This is a genomic window from Algibacter marinivivus (assembly GCF_003143755.1).
In the GTDB taxonomy this organism is placed as follows: Bacteria; Bacteroidota; Bacteroidia; order Flavobacteriales; family Flavobacteriaceae; genus Algibacter_B; species Algibacter_B marinivivus.
Genome location: NZ_QFRI01000001.1, coordinates 370,134 through 396,371, shown reverse-complemented (window position 1 = coordinate 396,371; position 26,238 = coordinate 370,134). Strand labels below are relative to the sequence as shown.

Sequence of the window (26,238 nt, the reverse complement as noted above, 5' to 3'; positions counted from 1 at the left end):
CAATTAATTCTCAAATGGTAAATTCAATTGCCACGAAACACCAAATTGATCAACTACCCAACCAAATTTTTGACTAAAACCATAGTTGTTCAAAGGCATCAATACATTACCATTTTCAGATAATTTTGTAAATAGTTTTTCAAGTTTGCTTTCACTCTCACATGAAATATAGTTGGAAACTGCAGGAGAAAAATTCCATTTGTGTATTGGAGGGCTGTCACTACACATAAATAAACTTCCGTTTAAATCAAAAGTAGCGTGCATAATTTTACCTTCTTCAACAGGTCCTTCTTTGCCCCAACGTTGTACTTTTATAATCTTAGAATTATCGAATAATTCCACATAAAAATTCATTGCATTTTCTGCATTATTGTCTTGAAAAGTAAGAAACGTTGCTATCTCATTTTTTTTAGTAGCCTCGTTTAGCGTCAAAATATTTTTCAAACTGTCGTTCTCCACTTGCAGTTTTTGAATTTCTGCTTGGTTATTTTGTTCAGTTTTTGAATTTGTACAACTTATAACAATCAAACTCAAAAATAATAACGGTATTAGCTTTTTCATTTTAATTTATTTCTTATTTATAATTCCTCTACTAATTGAATGTTATTTCCACATGTATCATTCAAAACAGCAACTTTTACAGTGCCCATTTCTGTTGGCTTCATACTAAATTCTACATCAAGTTTTCTAAGTCGTTCATATTCACTTTGTACATCTTTTACATCAAACTGAGTGTATGGATAACCAGCTTCCATCAATGCATCTTGAAATACTTTGCACGGTTCAAAATGAAGAGGAGCGGGTTCTAATAATAATTCGGGGCCATCTTGCCATTCTGCTGAAACTAAGGTTAACCATCGATTTCCGCCACCTAAAGGGAGGTCTTTCTTTTTTAAAAAGCCCAATTTTTCTGTATAAAATTTTAATGCCTTTTCTTGATCTCTAACTGGGATGCTAATTAGTGTTACTTTCATATGATGGTATGTTTTATGTATTTACCTATACTCCAAATTTCAGAATTCCTAAGCTGTTTCGCTTCTTGAAAGTTGCTCTTTTTGATATTTGGTAGGCGATTTTCCCGTTTTTGTTTTAAATAAAGCACTGAATGAACCTAAACTTTCAAATCCAACTGCATAACAGGTTTCAGTTACCGACATTCCATTTATTAGATGTTCTTTAGATTTCTCTATGCGTTTATCAATCAAGTATTGCCTTGGAGTAAGCCCATGATATTTTTTAAACAAACGTAGTAAGTGGTATTTAGATACAAACTGAGTATGGGATAATACATCTAAATTTAAATTAACATCATAATTGTTTTTGATGTAGTTTCGAACTCCTATTACAGTGTTAATTTGTCCTTCGTTTGAATAAATAACGCTACGAATTCTATTAAGCTCTTCTTCGTAAAATGTCATTATTTAGTTTTATTACATTTTTGTTACGCGGTTGTGTCTGTTTTACTTGGTAGGTTAGGAGCTTGGACTAAGTTAACAAAAGAAAACGAACCTGACGAAATTTGTGTGATTTTCCAAGTATAAAATAGGTGAATTTTTTTCTATAATCCTTTTAAATTCTGGTTTCCGTTGGGTCTTATCTTCTTTTCCGAAACTGACATTACTATGCTTTTCGGTTTTTTATTTTTGTCTTTCAAGTTGCGATTTAGATGTTCTGAAATGCCAACTGCCTCCCAAATCAAAGTTTTAATTTCATCTTTTGGAAATGATTTCATTTTTTTTATTGAAATATGCCTTATTAGTTTTCCTTTTCCATTTAATTTCAAGTTTCCACTTGTTAATTCTGCTCCACGATTAAACCCAAAGTTTACATGTTGTGTATAGACTGCAATATGACAAAACGCATCTTTCAATTTTTTTGATTTTGAATAAGCCATTGCTACTGCATTATAATTATCCCAAATTAACTCGTTAGTTTGTGGAACTAAATCGATTATGAAATTCCTTAATTCTAAAGTCAATTTTTGAATGTCCTCATCATAAGGTTTAATAAATTTTTTGAGCTCAGGATTTGGTTTCATTTCTTTTATTTCTTTCAAATTCTTCTGTTCGCTTGATCTGCTCCTCAAGGTTCCATTCAAAGTTAAATCTATTCTTAAGAAATTCTGCAATTGGACCAAGTCCTATTTTGGCTCTCCTTTTATCAATATTAATAGGGTCATAAATGGGCCAAACATTAAATGTTTTAGTTTCAGGATAGTATTTCATTTGCCCGCCATAAATTTGTAATTCACCTCTGTCAGTTGCAATTCTATCTTGTGCACGAACCAGAAACCTAGGTTCTAACTTATTATCTAAAACAGCTTGTTTCATTAAAGGAATATAGTATTCTCTTGTTTCAAGATCAGCATGCTGTAATACATTACATATTGTAAGGTTGCCTTGTGTTCCAGCTATGTTACTAGTAGGCCATCCATTTTCATTAAGATAAGATGTTATTTTTTTTTCATTAATAATATGGTTCTTCTTATAAATGGCTTGTTGCTTCATAGCTTCTTTTGATTCTACGCCATAAATATCCATTAAAGAATCTCTTAATCTTAAAGGTGTTTGTTCTGTTTGCCAAATAGTATCTAAAATAGCAATTAGATTATTTTTTTCTAAAAGATTTTCTTTTGCCACTTGCTGCTCTTTATTTACTTTTTTATTACATGATGCTAATAAGCATATAAGAAGTATTAATACAAGTTTTACAGTTTTCATAAGTTAAAAATTAAGTTTGCTATATTCTTGCTCTAGTTAGGGTTGTAAATTTCTATTGCTTTTTTCATCACTTTCATCTGTGTTTGAATTGAATTACGCCTTCTATAATCACTTTTAGTTTTATAAGCCAATACAACATCAATTTCTGGGTAAACAGTAATATTTTGTCCTAAAGCGCCTTGTGCAGAATATGCATTTTTTAATCTGTAATCATCTGTGTTTTCTATTAACCACCACATATATCCATACCCTAAATCTATACCATCTTCTTTAAGAACTGGGACATTTTTTTGAGCTTCTTTATAAGATGTACGCTGTGTTATTATTTCATCAACCCATTTCTCAGGTATTATTTGTTTGTTATTCCATTTGCCCTTTCTAAGCATTAATAAACCAATTCGTGCCATATCTCTGGTAGAAAACCACATATGATATGCGGGGAATTTTGACACTTCTAAATTTCCATTTTTTCTTTGCAGAGTTTTGTCCCAATCTTCCATTTGTAGTGGTATAGCTAGTTGAGACTCTATTTCGTCATAAATATTACTATTCGTTTCTTTTTCAAATATGTATCCAGCTAAATTAAAATCCCAATTATTATATAACCAATAACTACCAGGTTCTATAGTACCTCTTTTTGGCGCATATCTTCTAAAATCACCACCGTTTGATCCATTCAAGTAAACACCAGAGCGTGCTGAAATTAAATCTTTTATTTTAGCCTTTTTTTCAATAGGAAGAAGTTTTGAAACATCATTTATCTCTAATGCTTTTAATGTTTTATTAAGGTCTATAGTGCCATTTTCTACATATTTTCCAAAAAGCATAGCCAGAATACTTTTTCTGCAAGATGCTATATAGCTATTTTCTTCAATATCTCCGTACTCAAATACAATTTCTCCTTTATGTATAATTACTAGCCCAGTAATATTTGTGCTATCAATAACATAGCGGTTAAAAATTGAATATTCTGGTTCTACCCATCCTTTAGCTTCGGGGTTTTGATTACTCGACCAATTTTTATCTGGGTAGATTTGAGCTTTACTACTGCAACTCAATAAAATTGATGATAATAGTATTACAAATAGCGCTATTTTGTTATTCTTCATATTATTTATTGTCATTTATTTTAAGAACTTTAATAGCAATTATTTCATTTATTTAATAGGTTTTTGCAATTTATCTTAGTCAAATTCCTCAGTTTTAATTTCTACAAGCACATTCATGGTGTTCATTAAGATATGTAATTGTTTCAATACTCAGCTTTTCCACAATTGGAATATTTAAGTCAGTTAGTTTCTTAAAATAAATACAGGCTTTCCCCATTTTGAATTTGCCTAAATCTTTCAAAAGAGTATCACTTTTTTCTGTTTTAGAATAGACATAGAGTGAAAATTGTGTTTTTCTTGGTGAGAAACCTAATAAAGGAGCATCACCTTCATGACCACTAGCATATTTATAGTGATAGCTTCCAAAACCAATTATGGTTGGCCCCCACATTTTTGGTTCAAAACCAGACCATTCACTCATCAATTCTATTAATTTATGGCTATCAGCTTTCTTTTGATTATTGTCTACATATGATTCAATAAAATTAAAAACGTCTACTTCAGTTTCGGTGGTTTTATTTTTTGCCATTTCGTAATTATTTTGAGTTACTTTTTAATGTCCGCCAACGTCCTAGTATATGAGAATATTAGTGTTTTAAGCAACTAATTTAGCAAATACAAACCGAATAGAAAATCCGTGAGGATTTTTGTAAGTAGGCGAGTACTATCAATTAATTTTATACTTTGTTGTGTGTAGTTTTTTACTCTTGTTCAACTCCGCCTATAAAATTCAAAACTTTACTAGCAGTAATAGAACCTGCTTTTAGCGATTTCTCTATGTCTTTAGTTTTTAGCCATTTAATAGTGAAAGCTGCTTGAAAAGCGTCGCCACAGCCTGTTGTGTCAACAATTTCAGTAACTTCAATCGCTTTTTGGTAATACCTTTTATTTTCAAAAAAGGCTACACTACCTTTTGCTCCTAAAGTCGTAACTATTAGTTTCTTTTTTTGATAAGAAAGTTCTTGTAGTTCGTTTAACATTTCTTCTTTACCACTCAAAAAAACAATATCGATATTGTCTATATGTTCTTTTATGAAGTCCATTCCCAAATAGTCTAAAAAGTCAATAACTACAAATTGTTTTTCATTCCGTCTTTTTAAAAGCTCTTTTAAGTTAGGGTCTCCAGCTGGCATTGCAACAATTTTACTTTCTGCTAATGAATTCCAATCATTTTCTGATAATCTAAATTTATCAAATGCGCCTCCATTCCAGCTATCTTCTTTGAAGTATCTGTCTCCTTTCTCATTAATAAAAATCTTATTTGATGCAGTTGGATAGTTAATCTGGTATAATCTAGAACGATTTATATTTAATTTGTCTAATTGATTTTCTATTAGTTTTCCAAATCTGTCTTTTCCAATAGCCCCAATTACTGAGATGTTTTTATATCCTAAAAGTTTGCATTGAGTAACAAAGTTTAATGAATTTCCTCCAACGTATATTTTATCCAATTCTGGAAAGAAATCCACACAGAAAGATGTTAATGCTGTTATTTTCATTTTTGTTTACTTGAATTACACACAACGGTTTTATGTATGTTTAGTTGCGTGGTTAAGCAATTAATTATACGCGGTGTAGTGTGACGTTATTTTATTTCACTTCCAGTTCATAAATTCTAGAATCTTCACCCCAAGGATGATATCCTTGACCTATATATTTGAAATTGTATTTTTCATAATACCCTACATGGCTAGTGCATAAGTATAAATGTCCGAAGCCTGCTTTTTGCGTATCCGCTCTAGCCTTTTCTATCAATAGTGATCCATAGGCATTTCCTCTGTGTTTTTCATCAACAAATATTGCGCAAACCCAAGGATATAAATCTCCACGACTTATAAAATCATTTGTTATAAGTCCAGCACAACCAATTATTTCTCTGTCTTTTTCTAACAAGTACCACTGAGGCAACGAATTCCTTGCTTCAATACTATGAGTTATGCAATCCTCATATATAATAGGCAACACACTTTTCCAGCTTTTTTGAAAATATTTTATGGCTACATCTTTGTATTCTGGATTTTCTCGTATTGATATTATATTCATTTTTTTCTAAAAGGAAGTGATATTTCAAATGATAGACAACGTGTTCGCGAATGATTTGGTTGCCGTTGGCAACTAAGTTAGCAAATATACACGAGCTCATAATTCAGAATTGAGGATTTTTCGGCGAGGAAAATCCGAAGGAATGAATTATACACTTTGTTAGAAACTGTCTTTAATCAGTTTGAGATTTTTATCATTTCAATTTCATAAGATTCATTTCTGCATGATATTTTATTATCATTTATTTCGACAATTTCAATAATCATTGTTTCTCCTATCTTATGTTTAAACCACTCCTCACTAACTTTTGTATATTCCATTTTGTATTTACAATCAGACAACCAAGTAATCTTACTTACCAGTTCCATATTACTTTCAGAATAGTAATCTGTTTGAGTGGAATCAGTTCGGACAGATGTAATCTCACTCCAACTTATATCTGAATATTTAAATTTTCCAGTTTTAAAATCCGAGCATTGTTTTTCTTGTGCAGAAATTAAAATTGTTGCGAGTGAAATTAATATAATTAGTGTCGGTTTCATATTGTTGTTAACGTTCTTGTGTATGATTAGTGGCGTGTTAAAGTACCTAGTTTTTATTCCCTTTTATGTGATTTTGATAATAGGGCTATTTATGGCTAAATGAAATACGATCTCCAACTAAAACACCCCACGTATCAACCAATCCCGCATTAACTTCTAATACATATTTAGCAGGTGCATTTGATGGTAAAGAAGATTCATCAAAGGGGTTTGCGTTTTTCTGGAAACTAACAATGGATGTATCAGAACTTATATAAATTAAATCTAAAGGGATTTTTGTGTTTTTCATATAAAAAAAACGTTCGCGCTCATCTTCAAAAACAAAGAGCATACCTTGTTTTTTTTCCATTGAGCTTCTGTACATCAGTCCTGTTTGAATATCAAAATCAGTATCAGCAATTTCTATATCTAAATGGATTTGTGTAGCATCTGATGCTTTAAAAATAGTAAGTTCGCCTTCTTTAGTAAAGGTTATCTCGGTTTGCTTAATCGCTTTTTTATTATCCATACAACTAATAAAGATTAAACTAAATAATACTGTAAGTAATATGTAGCGCTTTAAAAACATGTTATTTTACAGCGCTTTTGGATTTATAAACAAACATAAAATAAAGCCCAATAAGAACAAATGGAATACTTAGCCATTGTCCAGTATTTAGGCTAAACCAATTAATATATTCATCACCCTGAGGTTCTTTGGTGAATTCTATAAAGAACCTAATAGTCCAAAGTAGAACTAAAAATAAACCAAATAAAAACCCTGGTTGGTCTTTTTTTGTGGTTTTTGAATAGAAATACCATAAAATTAAAAACACAAAAATATAGCAAAATGATTCATAAAGCTGTGATGGGTGCCTGTATGGGACTGCTTCTAATAGATTAGAGAATTGTGCATTATCAGTAACAGCATTATACGCTTTTTGTACATCTTTTATGCCTGTGCGCTGTACAATTTCATTTTTGTAATATTGATCTTGAATAAAACGAACACCTAAACTAGAGTCTGTTATTTTTCCAATGATTTCAGAATTAATAAAGTTTCCAATTCTAATAAAAACAGCACCCGATGCCACTGTAATTACAACTCTGTCTAAAATCCAAAGCACAGATTTGTATTTGTATTTTTTTCGGTATAGATACATACCAATAATAATACCTATAGCTGCTCCATGACTAGCAAGTCCTTGAAAGCCTGTAAATTCAAAACCGCCTTTAAACTTAAAAGGCAAAAAGATGCTAAAAAAATCTTGAGATATTAATTCAGATTGATAAAACAAAACGTGTCCTAATCGCGCACCAAGCATAGTTGCTAAAACGGTGTAGATAAATAATGGGTCTAAATAATCTAAAGACACTTTTTCTTTAGTGAAAATGCGCTTCATTATGTACCAGCCAATAATAAACGCAACTATCCACATAACACTGTAAAAGTGCAGTTTGAAGTTTCCAACAATATCAATTCCTGTTATTGGGTTCCAATCAAATTTTAGTGCTTGCATAGGTTTTATTTTTCAGCGTAAATATAAAGGTTTGATATGGTATTTATGTTAAAATTTATCTAAGAAGTTTTAAGACTTCAACCTCAAAAATAATATTGGTTTTTCCCGGGACAGTATTACCTCCAGCTTCTCCAAATCCTAAATGATAAGGAATAAATAAAGTGGCTTTGTCTCCTACGTGTAATTGTTGTAAGCCCTCTTTAAATCCTTGAATCATTTGAGCATCAGGACCAATATCTGCTCTAATAGGTTGATAAGTATTGGCTGCTTTTTGTTTATTGTTAAATACATTAAGCTTTTTAGCAACTTCAAGTTTGCTGGTTTTTATAAGTTTACCATTTTCAGTATATACGGTATAGTGCACAAGAGCTTCGGCTTCTTCATGTAATTTTTTTCCATCACCTTTTTCTGAAACATAATATTGTAATCCAGATTGTAAAGTGAGGGCTTTTGCTTTTTGCGATTTAAATTTCTCTAATGTTGATTTTAAAATAGCTTCAGCTTTGGCCTTTTTTTCTTTTTCAAGGCGTTCTTCTTCTGCAAAATGATTTTCAAAAAGTTCAGCTGCATCAAAATTTTCAGCATCATTACCTTTTCGAATAATGTTAACCTCTTTAATATAAACAGGTTTAATAGGGCGGTAGTTTTTATCTGTTTTAACTACCGAAATAGAATCTAAAACATTAAGTCCAATAATAAGTTCTCCAAAAACACTGTGTTTATTGTCTAACCCAGGTCTAGGTATTTCAGTAATAAAAAATTGACTTCCGTTTGTTTTTGGGCCATAGTTAGGCATAGATAAAATACCTGGTTTGTTATGTTTTAAATCAGGATGAAACTCATCTTTAAATTTATAACCTGGGTTGCCTGAGCCTTTTCCAGTTGGGTCTCCACCTTGAATAAGAGAACTATCAATAACTCTATGAAAAATGGTATTGTTAAAGTAGGCTTTGTCTTTAAAGATCTCTTTCACCATAGTATTTGTGCCTTCTGCTAGAGATACAAAATTTGCTACAGTAACAGGGGCTTTTTTATAAGCCAATTTAGCAACCATAATGCCTTTTGTAGTTACAAATTCGGCATAAATACCATCTTCAAGTTCAGGGTATTTTTCTGAGCAAGCAAAAAAGTTTACAACAATAAGTGCTAACAATAAAAATCTGGAGGCACTCTTGATAAACATGCTATGGGGTTTGGTTTTCGGTAATAGAGTTTACAGTAACCTCGCAAATTAAAGGCACATTTGTACCAATTTTATTTTCATCGCCATAGTAACCATACGCTTTTTGTGAAGGGAATAAAAACGTAACTGTTTCCCCGCTTTTCATGAGTTTTAAACCTTCACGAAGTCCTGTGAATAATTCTTCTTTATCCATAGCGTAGGTTTGTGTTTTAATGTCTTTTGCTGAGTATATGATTGAACCATTCATATCTTTAACATTGTAATCATAATTAACAATGTCTCCAAAAGCTGGTGTTTTTAAAGTGTCGTTTTCAACTTTATTATTATAGTAATACCAAAATCCATTTCCAGAGGCTATATATTCTTTCTCTTGCTGCTTCATTAAATTTTCAATGAAGGCTTTTTCTTTGGCATTAAGTTGTTTATTTCGTTCTACAGAGGCATCTATAAAAGAACCTGTTTTAACAGTAACAGGACGTCTAGCTTCTGGTGTTTTGCAACTAAAAACAAGCAAAACCAATGCTATAGTGAGTAATTTATTCATTATTTAGGGCATTATTATAAGTAGGTAATATACTAATAAATTTTTCAACTGTTTTTTCTAGAGATAAATGGCTTTTACCACCAGCAGCGTTTGTATGACCACCACCATCAAAATGTGCTCTAGACATCTCGTTTACCGAGAAGTTCCCTTTAGAGCGTAAAGAGATTTTTATAATACCCTCATTTTTATCTTCAATAAATATGGCAGCAAGCACAATGCCGTCTAATGATAGTCCGTAATTTACAACCCCTTCAGTATCGCCTTTTTTGTAGTTGTATTTTTGAAGCTCATCTTGAGAAAGCGTAATGTAGGCAGCTCTAGATTCTGGAATTACTCTTAAATTAGTTAATGCGCAACCTAGCAACTGTAAGCGTTCATAACTATTAGTATCGTAAACATTATTATGTATTTCGTTATTATTAGCGCCTTTTTCTATAAGTTTAGCAACAATAGTATGTGTTTTACTCGTGGTAGATCTAAATCTAAAAGAACCTGTATCTGTCATAATACCAACATACAGGCAAGTGGCAATATCACTATCAATAGTTTGTGAGTCGCCTAACATATCAATAAAATGATATATCATTTCGCAAGTAGAACTCATGGTGACATCACTAAACATGTAAGTTGCATAATCATCTGGTGCTTGATGGTGGTCTATCATAATTTTCAAGCCCTTACTTTCTGTTAAAACAGATTCCATATTCCCTGTTCTATGAAACGCATTAAAATCTAAAGTGAAAATAATATCTGCATCATTAATTAATGCATCACAAATTTTTGATTGCGAATCGTACTTTAAAATAGTATCATTACCAGGAATCCATTTCAAAAAAGATGGGTAATCATTAGGCGCTAAAACATGAACCTTATGATTGCCTCTTATTAAATAATGATATAAACCTAAAGTAGAACCAATAGCATCGCCATCAGGGTTTTTATGGGGTATAATAACTATCTTTTTTTTAGTAGATAAAAGCTCCTTTATGCTTGCAATGTCTTGTTTATTCATAGTTCACGAAGATACAATTTTTTTAAAATTAGAGCCATTGGAATTTTATCTGTTAGGGTTTATTTTTTTATTTGGTAGATGTAATACCATAATTATTATTTCTGTTTGTATCTAAATTTAGGTTATGGTATTTCATAGAAATAGATTACTTTTGCACGCACATAAAAACAAAAAAATGGCAACAAATAGAACATTTACAATGCTTAAGCCAGATGCTGTTGAAAAAGGACACATTGGAGCAATATTAGAAAAAATTTCAGCCTCAGGATTTAGAATTGTAGCAATGAAATTAACACAAATGACTACTGCAGATGCAGAAGCATTTTATGCAATACATAACGAACGTCCGTTTTTCCCAGAATTGGTGGAATACATGACACGCGGACCAATAGTAGCTGCAATCTTAGAAAAAGAAAATGCAGTTGAAGATTTTAGAACTTTAATAGGAGCTACAAATCCTGTTGATGCAGCAGAAGGTACTATTAGAAAAATGTATGCAGATTCAATAAGTGAGAATGCTGTACACGGAAGTGATAGTGATGATAATGCGGCTATTGAAGGCGCATTTCATTTCTCTGGAAGAGAGCAGTTTTAAGCCTTTTTTTTCAAACTTTAAACAAAAAAATCCCACAACATAGTTGCGGGATTTTTTGTTTAAAAACGTTTATATGTGGACTAAACTACTTTTACGTTTACAGCATTTAAGCCTTTTCTTCCTTCCTGTAAGTCAAACTCAACTAAATCACCTTCGCGAATTTCATCGATTAATCCAGAAATGTGAACAAAATGTTCGGTGTTTGAACCTTCTTCAGTTATAAATCCGAATCCTTTAGAATCGTTGAAGAATTTTACTGTTCCTTTACTCATTGTATTAAATTTTAATTATTATAATTTATCTAAAGCAAAGGTTATGCCATAAAAAAAAGCCTATCAAATAAATGATAGACTTTAACTTGTAATTGTTAAATAGTATATTGTTAGACTACTTTTACGTTTACGGCGTTTAATCCTTTTCTTCCTTCTTGAAGATCGAATTCTACAACATCACCTTCACGAATTTCATCGATTAATCCTGAAATGTGTACGAAATGTTCTTTGTTGTTGTCTTCTTCAATGATGAATCCAAATCCTTTAGAATCATTGAAAAATTTTACGGTACCTTTACTCATTGTATTTGTATTATAATAATTTAAGTGGCAAAGGTAATATAAAAAGTAATAGGTTTTTATTTTTGAGAGTATTTTTTGTAATAATAACCAATATCTAATTATCTTAAAATCAGTTTTTTAATTATAATTTTCCCCAATTCCTCATTAAGCATGTTAATAATCTTTTCTTTACCGTAGCTTAATTCTTCTCTTAAAACACTAGAACTCAGTTGCACATATAAGGTCTCACGCTCTAAATTTACAGACAAGGTGTAATTATTAACACCATTGCCCATTAGTTTTTTCCAAGCATCAGCAACATTAATTTTGTTTAAACCTTTTTCAAGCTTATTTGTTTCCACAAACTCTTTTAAAGCATCACCAATACTCAAATTTTCGTTATTTCGTTTTGCCATTATATATTATCATTTTTTCCAATATCTTGAATTTCTTCAATTTTTTTTGCCAATTTATTAATTTTAGGTTGGATAAACCATATTCCAATTGGATAAAACCATAGACTGAAAAACTCTCCTATAAATTCTCCAAATGAAACTTCTTTTTGAAGTTCAACTGTTTTTATTGTTTTTGAACAGAAATAAAGCATGTAAAACATGCAAAACATTGAAAACAGATGTAGAGGTAGAATTATTAAAGGCAACATTAAACCTAGATTGTTTGGAAAAAAATTGTTGCTAAATGAATACCCTGAAAAACTTATTCCCATTCCTATAGACAGAAGTGTAATGTATATAAGAGGTATAAAAAAGAATATTTTAAATTTTTTTATTTTCATTTTGATACTTGCTGGGACTTTATTTTGTAATCCTATTCCAATTGACCAAAACCAACTGAAAAAGACAGAAATATATAGAATCATGATAACTGGAAAAAATTGAAATATGCCTATTATTTTTTTATGATCAGGATTTGAGTCAGTATCTAAATCTGAAAACATAGTTAACATCATAAAGATTTGGAAAACTAGTGGGATTCCAATCATTAGTATAAATATTTGCCAATGTTTAGCTTTTAAAATTTTTTCTACCATAATTATTAAATATTCAATTACAACCTAAAAACCTCATAGCTTTGATGCACTTGTTTTACAGCATGTTCTGTCCGTTCAGCATGTGTATCACTAATAAACAATTGCCCAAAATTTTCATCATCAACCAATTTAATTATTTGTGCCACACGTTGTTCATCTAATTTATCAAAAATATCGTCTAAGAGCAGAATTGGGTTTACACCGCTTTGTGCTTTTATAAAATCAAACTGAGCCAATTTTAAGGCAATTAAAAACGATTTCTGTTGTCCTTGGCTTCCAAATTTTTTAATCGGATGTCCTTCTATATTAAAGTGTAAATCATCCTTGTGTATACCAATACTAGTATATTGTAACGCTTTATCTTTATTTACTGATGCTTTTAAAAGTGTATTTAAATCGTCCTCAAACAAATGACTGCTATAAACCAAATCAACAGATTCATTACCATTGCTAATAGCCTCATAGCGTAATTTAAATATGGGAATAAATTCCTTTAAAAAAGCATCCCGTTTTTCAAATATTTGGGTGCCATACTCTGTAAGTTGATCATTGTAAACTTCCAGAGTATCGTTGTTAAACGTATGGTTCAGCGCAAAATATTTCAATAAAGCATTACGTTGTGCTAATACTTTATTGTAATTAATTAAGTGGTTCAGGTAACTTTTATCACTCTGAGAAATCACACTATCAATAAATTTCCGGCGTGTGTTACTGCCTTCAATAATCAAATCTCTATCTGCAGGCGATATAATAACTAAAGGTAAAAACCCAATATGCTCACTAAATTTTTCATAAGCTTTACCATTGCGTTTAATTACTTTTTTCTGCCCACGTTTTAAACTAATAGCCACTTTCTCTGTTTTTTCATCCTTATCATAATCACCATTAATCACAAAAAAGTCCTCTTCGTGCTTAATGTTTTGGGTGGCAACAGGGTTAAAATAACTTTTTCCAAATGATAAATGGTAAATAGCGTCTAGTACATTAGTTTTTCCAATACCATTATTTCCAACAATACAATTTATCTTATCATTGAAAATGAACGATTTACTATCGAAATTTTTATAATTAAGTAAGGAAAGTGATTTTAAAATCATGCAAAATGCAACTTTATGTACGTTTTAAGCTTAAACTCTTAAAAAGAAGTGCAAATTATCGAAAAATATCAAATAAATACCCTTTTAGTTATGAAGAAAAATTATATTTTTGCGCGACAATAATTTTAGAAAGCATACAATGGCAACTTATAAGAAAAGAGGATATAAACCAAAAACTCAAGTAGAAAAGCAACAGGATATAGAAGACGGGTCTACAACAGCAGAGGTTTTTAATACACTTGATGAAACAGCTTCTAAAACAGAAGACTTTGTAGCAAAAAATCAGAAATACATTTTTGTAATCATAGGTCTTGTAGCAGCAATAGTTTTAGGGTCTTTAGCATATAAAGAATATATAGCTAAACCAAAACAAGAAGCAGCTATGAATGATATGTTTCAAGCTCAAAAATATTTTGATGAAGCGGTTACAGGTACAGCAAAAGATTCACTTTATAATTTAGCACTTAATGGCGGTGAAGGTAAATTTGGAATGCTTGATATTATAGAAGAGTATAGCGGAACTCCTTCAGCTAATTTAGCAAACTATTATGCTGGTACAGCTTACTTAAGACTGAAAAAGTATAACGAAGCTATTGAATACTTAAGCAGCTTTAAAAGTGATGACGAAATATTAGCACCTTTAGCTAAAGGAAATATTGGTGATGCATACGTGCAAGGAAACCAACCAGAAGATGCTTTAAATGCTTATGAGCAAGCTGCTGAAATGCGTGATAACGAGTACACAACACCTATGTACTTATTTAAAGCTGGAGCAATTGCTTTAGATTTAGGAAAAGCAGATAAAGCATTAGCTTACTTTAAAAGAATAAAAGACGATTACGCTAACTCTACTGAAGCTGGTAAAGTGGATGTATTTATAGGAAAAGCACAAGTGTTAGCAAACAAATAATAGCTACGACATATATGGCTACGGCAAACAAAAATTTATCAGATTACGATAAAGCATCAATCCCAAACGCGAGTAAATTTCGGTTTGGGATTGTTGTTTCTGAATGGAATGATAATATTACTGAAGGCTTGTATAAAGGAGCTTATGATGCACTTATAGATAATGGTGTGTTGCCAAATAATATTGTCCGTTGGGATGTTCCAGGTAGTTTTGAGTTAATCTACGGTTGTAAAAAAATGCAAGAGCAAATGGTAAATGCGGTTATTGCCATAGGTAGCGTTATACAAGGTGAAACAAAGCATTTTGATTTTGTTTGCGAAGGTGTTACTCAAGGGATTAAAGACTTAAATGTTACACGAGAAACCCCAGTAATTTTCTGTGTGCTTACAGATAATAACATGCAACAAAGCATAGAGCGTTCTGGTGGCAAACACGGAAATAAAGGTACAGAAGCTGCTATTGCAGCTATTAAAATGGCTGAGCTTAGAGAGAATAGCTAGTTTATAGTCTCAATTTTAATTATCTCGTTTGCTTTAATACTTCGGTCATCGCTCTTCATTATTTTGTCAATTTTATTAACATTTTTTGGCACTTAAATCACCTATTTCTGCATAGTTTTAAGTATTTTTGGAAAGACGAGCAATACTAGATTTTGTTTAAACAACGCAAACATAGAACTTTTAATTATCAACCTAGATTTTCAAAAGAAAGTCAAACAGATTCTAGTTTAGATAAGAAATCAGATACTAAAGATTTTATTTCAAAATGGAGGGCATCTAAACCTAGAAATCGAGTTGGTTTCCCAGTGAAAACCTCAGTTTTGATATTTATTTTGGTATTATTATTGATTTGCATGTATCTATTAGAAAAGAAATACATGTAATAATCATTAAAATCTAGAAACTATGGGACTTTTAAAACTGCGCAAAAACAAAAAATTTAATTATACACCTCGTTATTACGATGATAAAGGTGAAGGCAATCCGTTTGAAATTAAACACAAGTTTGATGAATACAGAAAAACTGTTGGAGCCAATAAAGGAATAAAAGGGAAGTTTAATGATGCTTTAGACGACTTAAAAAATAACCCTAATAGAGAAGTAAATAAACGCATTTTAGTTATTGTTGCAGTGCTTCTTTTAATATTTTTATTTATCATCGATTTCGATTTATCTATATTTTTACCAAAATAATATATGGCAGATATTATACAGCTTTTACCCGATCATGTTGCAAACCAAATTGCAGCTGGAGAAGTTGTACAACGTCCTGCTTCTGTAGTTAAAGAGCTTCTAGAAAACGCTATTGATGCTGGAGCTGATAGTATAAAACTCATTGTTAAAGATGCGGGTAAAACGCTTGTTCAGGTCATTGACAATGGTAAAGGCATGAGTAATACAGATGCTAGGTTAAGTTTTGAGCGTCATGCCACATCAAAGATTAGAAATGCCGAAGATTTATTTCAACTCCACACCAAAGGTTTTAGAGGCGAAGCTTTAGCGAGTATAGCTGCCATTGCGCATGTAGAATTAAAAACCAAACAAGAAGCTGACGATGTTGGAAGTTGTTTGGTAATTGAAGGGAGTAATGTAGTGTCTCAAGAAGTTGTAGTGACACCAACAGGAACGTCTGTTTCTGTAAAAAACCTGTTTTTTAATATTCCTGCAAGACGTAATTTTTTAAAATCTGATACAGTAGAGTTGCGCCATGTTATAGATGAATTTCATCGTGTTGCTTTAGCGCATCCAAGCATTAGTTTTGCTTTGTATAACAACGGAAGCGAAAGTTTTAATTTACCAGTTAGCAATTACCGTCAGCGTATAGTTAACATCTTCGGTACTAAAACAAACGAAAAATTAGTGCCAGTTGAAGAAGATACAGAAGTGCTTAAAATTTCAGGATTTGTAGGTAAACCAGAATTTGCAAAAAAGACTCGAGGTGAACAGTATTTTTTTGTAAATAATCGCTTTATAAAAAGTGCATATTTAAACCATGCTATTGCTTCTGCATTTGAAGGCTTATTAAAAAATGGCACACATGCGAGTTATTTTTTAAACCTAACTGTAGACCCGCAAACTATCGATATTAATATTCATCCAACAAAAACTGAAATTAAGTTTGATGATGAGCATACATTATATGCCTTGTTACGCTCTGCTGTAAAACATAGCCTTGGACAGTTTAATATAGCACCAGTTTTGGATTTTGAGCGCGACCCTAATTTAGATACACCTTACAGTTTTAAAACTACTGAAGATGCTAGCGTACCTAAGGTTGAGGTTGATAGAAGCTTTAATCCATTTAAAGAAGAAGCGGCTTCAAAAGCAAGAGCTGTAGCCTATAAAAAAGAACCTGCTTCAAGTTGGGATGGTTTATATGTTGGTTTAGAGTCAAAAGGAAATAACTCAAAACAAGATTTCACTGAGGTTCAATTTGAAAGTGAAGAAAGTACAGCGTCTATTTTTGAAGAAGATAATCAGGTTGAACAAAAAAATACAACCTACCAACTCCATAATAAATACATTGTAAGTACTATAAAATCGGGTATGTTGGTAATTGATCAACATCGGGCGCACCAGCGTGTGTTGTATGAAGATTTTCTTAAAAACTTAACGATAAAAGAAGCGGCAAGTCAGCAACTATTGTTTCCATTACAACTTCACTTTTCACCGCAAGACATTGCGATAATTAATCAATTAAAAGATGATTTGGAACATACAGGTTTTGTGTTTTCTAGTGTAAATGAAGAATCGGTTGATATAACAGGAGTGCCTGTGGGAGTTCCAGAAAGTGAAGTGTCTATTATTTTAGAACAATTAATCAGTGATGTTGAAAACGAGGTTCCAGACAGTCATTTTAGTGCATCAGACTTATTAGCAAAATCTATGGCTAAAAGTTTAGCTATAAAAACAGGGCAGTCGTTACAAAAAGATGAACAAGAACATTTGGTAAATAAACTATTTGCTTGTAAAGAACCTAATGTTTCTCCTACTAACAGAACAACATTTGTAACTATGAGTGTTGATGAATTAGATAAAAAATTTATTTAGAATATGATGCGAATTTCAGATACCGTTAAACATTTAATAATCATTAATGTGATTATGTTTGTTGGTACATTATACATTGGGAATGGTAATTCATTTTATGAATGGTTTGCAATGTATTTCCCTCAAAATGATGCATTTAAACCATGGCAAATTATTACACACATGTTTATGCATGGTGGAGCAATGCATATTTTCTTTAATATGTTTGCACTTTGGATGTTTGGCTCACCTGTGGAGCAAGTATTAGGCTCTAAACGCTTTTTATTTATATATATATCTGCTGGTTTAGGAGCCGTCTTACTTCAAGTTGGTTTTTATTATTTTCAATACCTTCCTGATTATAATACATTAATAGAGTCAGGATTGTCTTCAGATAGTATAAAACAAATGCTGACTACAAATGAGGTTAATGCTGGTGTAACACAGTCGCAAGTAGCTTTACTAAAAGATATTTTTCCTGCATATAATGCTTCTATGGTAGGAGCATCTGGTTGTATTATGGGAATTATGGCTGCTTTTGGTATGATGAATCCTGAAGCTAAATTGATGATGATATTTTTACCAATTCCTGTTAAAGCGAAATATTTTATTCCAGGAATTATCATTTTAGATTTAATCTCTGGTATAACAGGACAATCATTCTTTAGTCCAAGTAATACAGCATATATGGCTCACGTTGGTGGTGCAGTAACGGGTTTTTTAATTATGTGGTATTGGAAGAAAACACAGTTTAATAGAAACCGCTGGGATTAATGACAACACTCAATCAAGATATCAAAGAAAAACTCTCCAATCTTAATGTGCTTGAAAAAATAATAGCTATTAATTTGGTTATTTTTCTTTTGGCCTTCATTTTGAAACCTTATCTAATTTGGTTTGAGTTACCAAGTGCTTTTTCAAAATTTATTACAAAACCTTGGAGCATTATTACTTATGCTTTTTTGCATTATGACACTTTGCATATCCTGTTTAATATGCTTTGGCTGTATTTTTTAGGGCGTATGTTTATAAATCTTTTCAGCCCTAAAATGGCATTAAATGTTTATTTTCTTGGAGCTATTTGCGGTGGTTTGTTATTTATGTTATGCTATACTTTGTTTCCTAGTACATTTGGAGGTAGTTCTAGGTTATTAGGAGCCTCAGCTGCTGTAAGAGCGTTGTTAATTTTCTTATGTGCTTATATGCCAAATCAAGAGATTCGTTTTTTTACATTTAATTTAAAATTGTGGTATGTAGGTGCTGCTATTGTAGTTTTAGATGTTATGGGTGTTTTTTCTGGGATTAATAATCTTGAAACCGGAAACGCTGGAGGTTACTTAGCACATTTAGGAGGCGCGCTTTTAGGGTATTTTTATGCTAAACAGTTAATTAAAGGAAATGATATTGGAAAAGGTTTTGAAAAACTTATGGATGGGGTTGTTAACCTATTTAAGGTATCAAAAAAAGGACCTTTAAAAACAGTACATAAAAATAAAAGTAAAGTAGGTGGCTATACTAAAGCCGATTTTAATGAGTTTAATAATCAGAAGAAGATAGATGTTATTCTTGATAAAATTAGCAAAAGTGGTTACGATAGCTTAACATCAGAAGAAAAAGAATTCTTATTTAAAGCTGGAAAATAGCATATGAAAAAACTAAAATTCTTTGATAAATTGTTGTGGTTAGTCAATAGAATATTAGCTGTTCTTTTATTACTCTCTTTTATTCTTCCTTTTTTGCCTCCAAAAACATTTTCGATTTTATCAGTTTTAAGTTTAGGTGTAGCATTACTTATTCTTATTAATGTACTTTTCTTCTTATACTGGCTAATAAAACTTAAAAAGCAACTTATTTTATCTCTTACGGTTCTGTTAATTGGTTATTTTTCATTTGGTTCATTATACAAGTTTACATCTTCCACACAAGTTGAAGCTCCCAATAATTTTAAAGTGATGAATTATAATGTAAGACTGTTTAATCTTTATGAATGGATTCCTGAAAAAGGTATTGAGACTAAGGTTATCAATTTTATAAAAGCGGAATCTCCAGATGTTTTAAGTCTACAAGAATATCATCCACATAAAAATATCGACTTATCTTTTTTTAAATATAAATTTGAAAAATTGTCTGGAAAAAAAACTAAATATGGGCAAGCTATTTTTTCTCAATTTCCTATTGTAAATTCTGGATCTGTTGAGTTTCCTGATACCGCAAATAATGCTATTTATGCTGATGTGGTTAAGGGAGGAGATACTATTAGGTTTTATAATATTCATTTAGAATCCATGCGTATAGATACTAAGGTTGAAAACTTAAAAACGGAAGATTCCGAACGTCTTTTTAAGCGTATAGGTAAAACTTTTAAAATGCAACAATTTCAAACGGAATTGTTTTTAATGCACAAAAAGCAATGTAAATATAAAATGGTGATTTGTGGCGATTTTAATAACACAGCATTCTCTTATGTTTATAGAAATATTAAAGGCGATTTAAACGATACTTTTAAAGAAGCTGGTAATGGTTTCGGACGTACCTACGATTTTAAATTCTTTCCTGTTAGGATTGATTTTATCTTTTCTGATAAAGATTTTAATGTTAATGGTTTTAAAACCTATAATGCGCATTACTCAGATCATTACCCTATTATGACTACATTAAGTTTAGAAAAATAGTTATCAGTCTCAGTTTTTAAGTTGATTGTTTAAATTTTGTGCTTTACCTCCTTATTCTAGATTAATCATCACATCAAAGAGCAATCTATTGCATCAGAAATGATATGAATCATTAATCCTAATCCAACTAATCGGGATTTCTTTGGAAAGCATAAAAAGAAATAAAACAAAATAGCAAAAGATGAGTGTAAAGGATGAAAACCAATACTACATCTATTAGAATCGAAAATAGGTGTTGCTAATAAATGATCTAAATCAATCAGTATACCAGCTATCATTACAAGGTAGGCATACTTCCAATTCGATTTAAAAAACAATAAAGCAACCACAAGTGGTAATAAAAAATGACAGCCATAATGTATTAAAGGTTGAAGCATTACTGAGATATTATAGTTTGAGATTCTAAATAGTTAAGTGCATTAGGGCCTTCGTTAAAGAGTAAATCTAAAATACTTAAATTAGGAATAAACCCGTGTTTATTTGTAAAGACCTGTGTATAGGATTCTAATTGATTAGGTGTTTCCTTTTTAGCATTTACCAAATGCCTAAAATCGGTTTTATCGTTAAAATCTCTTTGATAAGATTCTGTTTTTGAAGCATTAATTTCTAATTGAAGACAATCGCAAATAACCTCAAAGCATTTTAAATTAAAATCTAAAAGAAAGTCTGCTTTATCAATAAATAAATGTTGAATCTCATCTTCGTAATACTCAAAAAAAGGCGATGTTCTATAAGCAGAAAGCAATGATTTCCAATGAAGACTTTGCCAGTTATCTTGATTAAAAATTTTAACGTCTCTATATTTCTGACGATTTTTCTGTGAATGTATTACGGGTATATTTAAACCTAATTTACCATTGGCACCATAAATATAAGTGCGATTTCGGTAGGTTTGTTTTAAAAAATTATCATCCATTTCAAAAACCACTTCATCAGCTTTTGCCAGAGCTATAAAGTGAGCAATATTTGGAAAGTATGTAGGATGGATAACAATCTTCATGAGTTAGTTTTGAATAGCTTCTTTACTTTGGTTTGAAATGCCATTAACAAAATTGGTGATAATTTTTAATTCTTCTGCAAGCTCAAAACCACTAAAACCTTTTATATCTGAGTAGCTAATGTTTTTATTGTAAAAGTTAAGGTATTTACTAGCTAATGGTAAATAAGACCAATGCCAACGTTCTAAATGATACCCGGTTCTTCCGTTTTTTTTATTGGTGTACACTTGATAGAAGCCAAACTTATTTGCATTTTCAGATAGCCAGTCGTATTCCTTTTTACCTTGACCACTTTCAAAATAAGAGTTTCTTAAACTATTTAGATCTAAATCTGTTCCCCAATGATGTCTTGAAGACGATGGCATGGAACTGTATTCTAATATTTTTTTTGCTCTTTTAATAGGAGTTAGGTGTTCATACTTTTTCCATTTGCGTTCCCAAATGTATTTTTGTTCATCGAAACTTCTAGTGCCAGAAATAATCTTTAGAGAAATACCATCAGCTGCAGCTTGATTATACATATTTACAAAAGCAAGGTATACTTCTTTATTTAAAAACAAAGATTTTGAAGCATGAATGGAATTGACCTCTACAAATAACTGATGCATTTGATAGTCAAATTTCCCAAGAATAAAATCTTTGGTTAGTTCAGGCTTACTCTGACCATTAGAATAGCAAGTAATAAAAATGATAAATAAGAAGCCTTTAATCTTCATATAATATGCTTACTCTTTAAAGTGAAGTTTAAGCAAAAGTACAATAAAGCTTATTTGCTCTCTTTTTTACGTTTTTTCCATTTGTTGAATCCAATCCAACCGAATAATAAAACTAAAAAAGGTATAAAGAAAGAGGTTGCCTTTCCTTTGCCACTAACGGTTGTAAAGAAACGTTCAAGGCGAGGGTTTTTAATACCATCCCAACTCATCCAAATAAATACAGGTTTTCCAATAACATGGTTAAAAGGAACAAAGCCCCAGCGTCTTGCATCAATTGAGTTGTGTCTATTGTCACCCATCATCCAATAGTAATTTTGTTTGAATGTGTAGGTGTTAGCAACTTCTCCATTAATTAAAATTTGATTGCCTTTTACTTGTAAAGTGTTGCCTTCGTATTCAGTGATGACGCGCTTGTATAATGGTAAAACTTCCAAATTAATATCAATGGTTTTTCCTTCTTCAGGAATGTATATTGGTCCAAAGAAATCAGTATTCCATTTGTAATCTGGATTATGAGGAAAAACTGAAGGGTCTCTTTCTCCTTTTACATTCTTTAAGGGTGTAACTTTAGAAACATTAGGATGGTTTTTAAACCTTGCTAAAGCTTTGTTAGAAATAGCGGGAAAGTAACTTACTGATGCGTTTTGATTATATTGAGGTCTATCAGTAATATCATATCTTTTGGAAAGTTGTTGTTGGTTAAATGGACCAGTTTTTGTGTCTATTCTGTAAGAAAACTGTAAATGTGCTCTATCTGGTAATTCGTTTTTCTTTCCGTTTATATAAACATAACCGTTTCTTACCTCAAGAGAATCTCCTGCAACACCAACACAACGTTTTACTAAGTTGGTTTTTTTGTCTATAGGCTTGTAATAATTTCTATCAGGGGTAAAAACATCCATATTCCTTAAGGTATCCGCTGGTTGATTAAAAACAACAATCTCGTTTCTGTCAATTTTTTCAAAACCAGGAAGTCTTAAATAAGGAAGTTGTAATTTATTTTTCCAAGATGTTTTACGTTCTTCAAAATGATCATTAAATAAATATGATTTTTTGTTTAATCCAGGAATAGTATCATGAACCATAGGAGCTCCAACAGTAGTCATAGGTACTCTTGCTCCATAGTGAAACTTGCTTACAAACAGGAAATCTCCAACAAGTAATGATTTTTCAAGTGATGAAGAAGGAATGGTAAACGGTTGCATAAAATAGGTGTGTACTATAGTAGCTGCTACTATGGCAAACAAAATAGAACTTAACCAATCTCCACCAGAGGTATTAGGAAGTAAACTTCTGTTTTCAACATAATTTACATCTGTAACATAATTTAGATAATAGTTATAAAACCCTAAAGAGACAACAGCTAAAACTGTATCTAAAGTAGAATTTTTCCCAAAACTTCTTGCAGTTTCAACCCAAACCACTGGAAACATAATAAGATTAACAATAGGTAGAAATAATAAAATAATCCACCACCAAGGACGGTTTATAATTTTCATTAAAACAATGCCATTATAAACTGGTATAAAGGCTTCCCAAGCTTGTCTGCCTGCTTTAATGTATAATTTCCATGTGCCTAAACCATGAATTAATTGAATTATTAAAAAGAATATTAACCATTGCGTCCAAGTCATAATCTCAAAATTTTAATTTTTTATAAGTAGTCATTAGCGTTTCAATGTTACGCTAAAATCTAATATTAACCAATATTTAACACATCATTCATAGTAAATACACCAGTTTTTCCCGCAATCCATTCTGCAGCAACAACAGCACCTAAAGCAAAACCTTGTCTGGTGTGTGCTATGTGTTCTATGCTTATAGTGTCTACTTCACTTTCGTAAGTTACCGTATGTGTTCCAGGTACATCTTCAATTCGTTTTGCTGTAATTGGTATTGTATTTTCAGCTTTTTCGTCAAGTTTCCAATTATTGTAACCCTCATGTTGTTCAATAACACCATTTGCCAAAGAAATAGCTGTACCACTTGGTGCATCAAGTTTTTGAGTATGATGAATTTCTTCCATAGAAACATTATACTGTTTTAATGCACTCATCATTTTTGCGAGTGTTTTATTTAATTCAAAAAAGATGTTTACACCCAAACTGTAGTTGGAAGCATAAATAAAAGCACCTTTCTTTTCTTTACATAAAGTTACGGCATCATCATATTTATCCAGCCATCCTGTAGTTCCAGAAATGACAGGAACATTATTGTTAATACAGTTTGAAATATTATTAAATGCCACAGTTGGTATGCTAAAATCTATAGCAACGTCAGCTTTTGTAATATCATAATCGTTATCATCTTTATCAATAGTCAATACAACATTATGCCCACGTTTAATGGCAATCTGCTCAATGGTTTTTCCCATTTTTCCGTATCCAAGTAAAGCTATTTTCATAGTATTTGTAATATGTTTAATGCTCTTCTCGAGCTTAAAATTTAAAGTTTAAAGTTAATCCTAGATTACCCGAAGAATCAAATTCATTTAATTTATAATGCGGTGCTAAAGATAGGTTTTCATCCACATTATACTGTAGTAAATGTGCATCTACATTAGCATCAATAATATTTAATGCATACATACCAAGCGTCACTAAAAGTGATATTTCTTTATTACGTCTATAGAATTTTTGAGCATCTTCAAGCTTTTCGGTTGTTACTCTTGGTGTTGTTAATTGATTACCTTGAGAATCTAAATAAAATTCATCATTTGTAAAACCAGCGAGTCTACTTTTATAGGCATCTCTATAGCGGTTGTATTCTTTATTATTATTTATATAAAAATAAACACCAGTTCCTATGGCGCCATATACAATAGGAATTTTCCAATACTTTTTATTATAAGCTTGTCCTAAACCTGGTAATATTGCTGAATAAAAGGCAGCTTTAGCAGGCGAGAGTGGATTTATTGGTTTACTGGGTTCTATAATAGAATCGATAACAACTTCTTTTGGAAGTTCTTCTTTTTGTTTCTTCTTTTTCTTTTTTTGAGCGAAAGAAGAGAAACAAAGTAAACAAGCTAGTATTCCTACTAATAGGGTTTTATTTGGAATCACCTTGAACTAATTTTTTAATGCGATTAAAATCTTCTTCTGAATGAAAAGGAATTGTAATTTTTCCTTTCCCATTTTTAGAGACTTTAACGTCAATTTTATGTCCAAAGTATTCAGAAAATGCGGTTATGCCTTTTTTAACAAATTTTGGCATCTCGTTATCGTCTGATTTTTTTGAAGTGGTTTCAGTATTTCCAGTTGTATTGAAATCGCGAACAAGTGTCTCGGTTTCTCTTACTGAAAGTTTGTTAGAAAGTATACTTTCGTATATGTCTAATTGATTTGATTGATCATCAATACTGATTAATGCACGTCCATGGCCCATAGAAATAAAGCCATCTCGCATCCCAGTTTGAATAATTGGGTCTAGTTTTAATAAACGTAAATAATTGGCTATGGTAGAACGTTTTTTACCAACACGCTCGCTCATTTGTTCTTGAGTAAGATTAATTTCATCAATTAACCGTTGGTAGGATAAGGCAATTTCAATAGGGTCTAAATCTTGACGTTGAATATTTTCAACCAAGGCCATTTCAAGTGATTCTTGATCGTTTGCAATTCTAACGTAAGCAGGAATAGTTTCTAAGCCTAATAATTTTGAAGCTCTAAAACGACGTTCACCCGAAACAAGTTGATATTTATTTAAACCTAATTTTCTAACCGTTATAGGTTGAATGATACCTAATTCTTTTATAGATGAAGCTAATTCTCTAAGAGATTCTTCACTAAAGTTTGTACGTGGTTGAAAAGGGTTAACTTCAATAAAATCAATATCTAATTCAATAATGTTACCAACAACTTTATCAGCATTTTTGTCTTGTACCGATTGGATATCGTTATTTGGGTCTTTTAATAATGCAGATAAACCTCTTCCTAAAGCTTGTTTTTTAGTTGCCTTAGCCATAA

At 31.3% G+C, this 26,238-nt stretch carries 35 protein-coding genes; 8 read left to right on the top strand and 27 right to left on the bottom strand.

Going from position 1 to position 26,238, the window contains the following annotated elements:
- Nucleotides 1–3: 3 nt before the first annotated feature.
- The 15 genes from DIS18_RS01915 to DIS18_RS01845 all read right to left on the bottom strand — a co-directional run bounded on the left by DIS18_RS01915 (nt 4) and on the right by DIS18_RS01845 (nt 10,652).
- Nucleotides 4–561, bottom strand: a complete 558-nt coding sequence (locus DIS18_RS01915) for a VOC family protein (protein ID WP_109351355.1) — start codon at nt 559–561, stop codon at nt 4–6.
- A gap of 17 nt (nt 562–578) precedes the next feature.
- On the bottom strand, nt 579–974 hold the full coding sequence (locus DIS18_RS01910; RefSeq protein WP_109351354.1) for a VOC family protein: 396 nt from the start codon (nt 972–974) through the stop codon (nt 579–581).
- 48 nt (nt 975–1,022) lie between these two features.
- The gene (locus DIS18_RS01905; protein ID WP_109351353.1) at nt 1,023–1,418 is read right to left on the bottom strand and encodes a helix-turn-helix domain-containing protein; all 396 of its coding nucleotides are present in this window, start codon (nt 1,416–1,418) and stop codon (nt 1,023–1,025) included.
- Nucleotides 1,419–1,558: 140 nt separating this feature from the next.
- Entirely contained in the window at nt 1,559–2,056 is a 498-nt protein-coding gene (locus tag DIS18_RS01900; RefSeq protein WP_146191781.1) for a DUF1801 domain-containing protein, read from the bottom strand.
- Nucleotides 2,022–2,720, bottom strand: coding sequence for a DUF6624 domain-containing protein (locus DIS18_RS01895; RefSeq protein WP_181363972.1), 699 nt, complete (start codon nt 2,718–2,720; stop codon nt 2,022–2,024). The genes DIS18_RS01900 and DIS18_RS01895 overlap by 35 nt, the downstream gene beginning before the upstream one ends.
- A 32-nt stretch (nt 2,721–2,752) precedes the next feature.
- Nucleotides 2,753–3,829, bottom strand: coding sequence for a serine hydrolase domain-containing protein (locus DIS18_RS01890; RefSeq protein WP_181363971.1), 1,077 nt, complete (start codon nt 3,827–3,829; stop codon nt 2,753–2,755).
- A gap of 94 nt (nt 3,830–3,923) precedes the next feature.
- Nucleotides 3,924–4,358, bottom strand: a complete 435-nt coding sequence (locus tag DIS18_RS01885) for a DUF1801 domain-containing protein (protein WP_109351350.1) — start codon at nt 4,356–4,358, stop codon at nt 3,924–3,926.
- Between the two features lie 172 nt (nt 4,359–4,530).
- Nucleotides 4,531–5,328: a carbohydrate kinase family protein gene (locus DIS18_RS01880; RefSeq protein WP_109351349.1), complete on the bottom strand. Its 798-nt coding sequence runs from the start codon at nt 5,326–5,328 to the stop codon at nt 4,531–4,533.
- Nucleotides 5,329–5,419: 91 nt separating this feature from the next.
- Nucleotides 5,420–5,872: a GNAT family N-acetyltransferase gene (locus DIS18_RS01875; protein ID WP_109351348.1), complete on the bottom strand. Its 453-nt coding sequence runs from the start codon at nt 5,870–5,872 to the stop codon at nt 5,420–5,422.
- A 176-nt stretch (nt 5,873–6,048) separates the two neighbouring features.
- Entirely contained in the window at nt 6,049–6,414 is a 366-nt protein-coding gene (locus DIS18_RS01870) for a hypothetical protein (protein ID WP_109351347.1), read from the bottom strand.
- An 85-nt stretch (nt 6,415–6,499) separates the two neighbouring features.
- Nucleotides 6,500–6,922, bottom strand: a complete 423-nt coding sequence (locus DIS18_RS01865) for a DUF192 domain-containing protein (protein ID WP_245925558.1) — start codon at nt 6,920–6,922, stop codon at nt 6,500–6,502.
- Nucleotides 6,923–6,983: 61 nt separating this feature from the next.
- On the bottom strand, nt 6,984–7,913 hold the full coding sequence (gene lgt, locus DIS18_RS01860) for a prolipoprotein diacylglyceryl transferase (RefSeq protein WP_109351345.1): 930 nt from the start codon (nt 7,911–7,913) through the stop codon (nt 6,984–6,986).
- Between the two features lie 55 nt (nt 7,914–7,968).
- Nucleotides 7,969–9,096: a peptidylprolyl isomerase gene (locus DIS18_RS01855; protein WP_109351344.1), complete on the bottom strand. Its 1,128-nt coding sequence runs from the start codon at nt 9,094–9,096 to the stop codon at nt 7,969–7,971.
- 1 nt (nt 9,097) lies between these two features.
- Complete coding sequence (gene gldI, locus DIS18_RS01850; protein WP_109351343.1) at nt 9,098–9,640, bottom strand: gliding motility-associated peptidyl-prolyl isomerase GldI; 543 nt, start codon at nt 9,638–9,640, stop codon at nt 9,098–9,100.
- Complete coding sequence (locus DIS18_RS01845) at nt 9,633–10,652, bottom strand: DHH family phosphoesterase (protein ID WP_109351342.1); 1,020 nt, start codon at nt 10,650–10,652, stop codon at nt 9,633–9,635. The genes gldI and DIS18_RS01845 overlap by 8 nt, the downstream gene beginning before the upstream one ends.
- Before the next feature lie 175 nt (nt 10,653–10,827).
- Between DIS18_RS01845 and DIS18_RS01840 the strand changes: the two genes are divergently transcribed.
- A complete protein-coding gene (locus DIS18_RS01840; RefSeq protein ID WP_109351341.1) occupies nt 10,828–11,247 on the top strand; it encodes a nucleoside-diphosphate kinase in 420 nt (139 codons plus the stop codon).
- 80 nt (nt 11,248–11,327) lie between these two features.
- On the opposite strand, the gene DIS18_RS01835 is transcribed toward DIS18_RS01840, so the two are convergent.
- The 5 genes from DIS18_RS01835 to recF form a co-directional block, all read right to left on the bottom strand.
- Entirely contained in the window at nt 11,328–11,519 is a 192-nt protein-coding gene (locus tag DIS18_RS01835; protein ID WP_019386350.1) for a cold-shock protein, read from the bottom strand.
- 110 nt (nt 11,520–11,629) lie between these two features.
- Entirely contained in the window at nt 11,630–11,821 is a 192-nt protein-coding gene (locus DIS18_RS01830; protein ID WP_019386352.1) for a cold-shock protein, read from the bottom strand.
- Between the two features lie 98 nt (nt 11,822–11,919).
- Entirely contained in the window at nt 11,920–12,216 is a 297-nt protein-coding gene (locus DIS18_RS01825) for a DciA family protein (RefSeq protein WP_109351340.1), read from the bottom strand.
- On the bottom strand, nt 12,216–12,803 hold the full coding sequence (locus DIS18_RS01820; protein ID WP_146191780.1) for a hypothetical protein: 588 nt from the start codon (nt 12,801–12,803) through the stop codon (nt 12,216–12,218). Before DIS18_RS01820 ends, DIS18_RS01825 begins: the two co-directional genes overlap by 1 nt.
- Before the next feature lie 65 nt (nt 12,804–12,868).
- The gene (gene recF / locus DIS18_RS01815; RefSeq protein WP_109351338.1) at nt 12,869–13,948 is read right to left on the bottom strand and encodes a DNA replication/repair protein RecF; all 1,080 of its coding nucleotides are present in this window, start codon (nt 13,946–13,948) and stop codon (nt 12,869–12,871) included.
- Between the two features lie 139 nt (nt 13,949–14,087).
- Between recF and DIS18_RS01810 the strand changes: the two genes are divergently transcribed.
- From DIS18_RS01810 to DIS18_RS01775, 7 genes are all read left to right on the top strand, one after another.
- Nucleotides 14,088–14,858 carry a tetratricopeptide repeat protein gene (locus tag DIS18_RS01810; protein WP_109351337.1) on the top strand — a complete coding sequence of 257 codons (771 nt, stop codon included), beginning with the start codon at nt 14,088–14,090 and terminating at the stop codon, nt 14,856–14,858.
- A gap of 14 nt (nt 14,859–14,872) precedes the next feature.
- A complete protein-coding gene (gene ribH, locus DIS18_RS01805) occupies nt 14,873–15,358 on the top strand; it encodes a 6,7-dimethyl-8-ribityllumazine synthase (protein ID WP_109351336.1) in 486 nt (161 codons plus the stop codon).
- Nucleotides 15,359–15,763: 405 nt separating this feature from the next.
- On the top strand, nt 15,764–16,051 hold the full coding sequence (locus DIS18_RS01795) for a riboflavin synthase subunit beta (RefSeq protein WP_109351334.1): 288 nt from the start codon (nt 15,764–15,766) through the stop codon (nt 16,049–16,051).
- 3 nt (nt 16,052–16,054) lie between these two features.
- Complete coding sequence (mutL, locus tag DIS18_RS01790; RefSeq protein WP_109351333.1) at nt 16,055–17,908, top strand: DNA mismatch repair endonuclease MutL; 1,854 nt, start codon at nt 16,055–16,057, stop codon at nt 17,906–17,908.
- A 3-nt stretch (nt 17,909–17,911) separates the two neighbouring features.
- Nucleotides 17,912–18,661 carry a rhomboid family intramembrane serine protease gene (locus DIS18_RS01785; RefSeq protein WP_109351332.1) on the top strand — a complete coding sequence of 250 codons (750 nt, stop codon included), beginning with the start codon at nt 17,912–17,914 and terminating at the stop codon, nt 18,659–18,661.
- Nucleotides 18,661–19,530, top strand: coding sequence for a rhomboid family intramembrane serine protease (locus DIS18_RS01780; RefSeq protein WP_109351331.1), 870 nt, complete (start codon nt 18,661–18,663; stop codon nt 19,528–19,530). The genes DIS18_RS01785 and DIS18_RS01780 overlap by 1 nt, the downstream gene beginning before the upstream one ends.
- 3 nt (nt 19,531–19,533) lie before the next feature.
- Nucleotides 19,534–20,559 carry an endonuclease/exonuclease/phosphatase family protein gene (locus DIS18_RS01775; protein ID WP_109351330.1) on the top strand — a complete coding sequence of 342 codons (1,026 nt, stop codon included), beginning with the start codon at nt 19,534–19,536 and terminating at the stop codon, nt 20,557–20,559.
- Between the two features lie 68 nt (nt 20,560–20,627).
- Here the strand turns inward: DIS18_RS01775 and DIS18_RS01770 are convergent, their stop codons facing one another.
- The 7 genes from DIS18_RS01770 to DIS18_RS01740 all read right to left on the bottom strand — a co-directional run bounded on the left by DIS18_RS01770 (nt 20,628) and on the right by DIS18_RS01740 (nt 26,236).
- A complete protein-coding gene (locus DIS18_RS01770; protein WP_109351329.1) occupies nt 20,628–20,936 on the bottom strand; it encodes a DUF6122 family protein in 309 nt (102 codons plus the stop codon).
- The gene (locus DIS18_RS01765; RefSeq protein WP_109351328.1) at nt 20,936–21,559 is read right to left on the bottom strand and encodes a WbqC family protein; all 624 of its coding nucleotides are present in this window, start codon (nt 21,557–21,559) and stop codon (nt 20,936–20,938) included. Before DIS18_RS01765 ends, DIS18_RS01770 begins: the two co-directional genes overlap by 1 nt.
- 3 nt (nt 21,560–21,562) lie before the next feature.
- Nucleotides 21,563–22,273, bottom strand: coding sequence for a M15 family metallopeptidase (locus tag DIS18_RS01760; RefSeq protein ID WP_109351327.1), 711 nt, complete (start codon nt 22,271–22,273; stop codon nt 21,563–21,565).
- A 50-nt stretch (nt 22,274–22,323) separates the two neighbouring features.
- On the bottom strand, nt 22,324–23,907 hold the full coding sequence (lepB, locus tag DIS18_RS01755) for a signal peptidase I (RefSeq protein WP_109351326.1): 1,584 nt from the start codon (nt 23,905–23,907) through the stop codon (nt 22,324–22,326).
- 65 nt (nt 23,908–23,972) lie between these two features.
- The gene (dapB, locus tag DIS18_RS01750) at nt 23,973–24,677 is read right to left on the bottom strand and encodes a 4-hydroxy-tetrahydrodipicolinate reductase (RefSeq protein WP_109351325.1); all 705 of its coding nucleotides are present in this window, start codon (nt 24,675–24,677) and stop codon (nt 23,973–23,975) included.
- Between the two features lie 34 nt (nt 24,678–24,711).
- Nucleotides 24,712–25,332, bottom strand: a complete 621-nt coding sequence (locus DIS18_RS01745; protein ID WP_109352552.1) for a DUF5683 domain-containing protein — start codon at nt 25,330–25,332, stop codon at nt 24,712–24,714.
- Nucleotides 25,322–26,236: a ParB/RepB/Spo0J family partition protein gene (locus DIS18_RS01740; protein ID WP_109351324.1), complete on the bottom strand. Its 915-nt coding sequence runs from the start codon at nt 26,234–26,236 to the stop codon at nt 25,322–25,324. The genes DIS18_RS01745 and DIS18_RS01740 overlap by 11 nt, the downstream gene beginning before the upstream one ends.
- Nucleotides 26,237–26,238 lie beyond the last annotated feature (2 nt).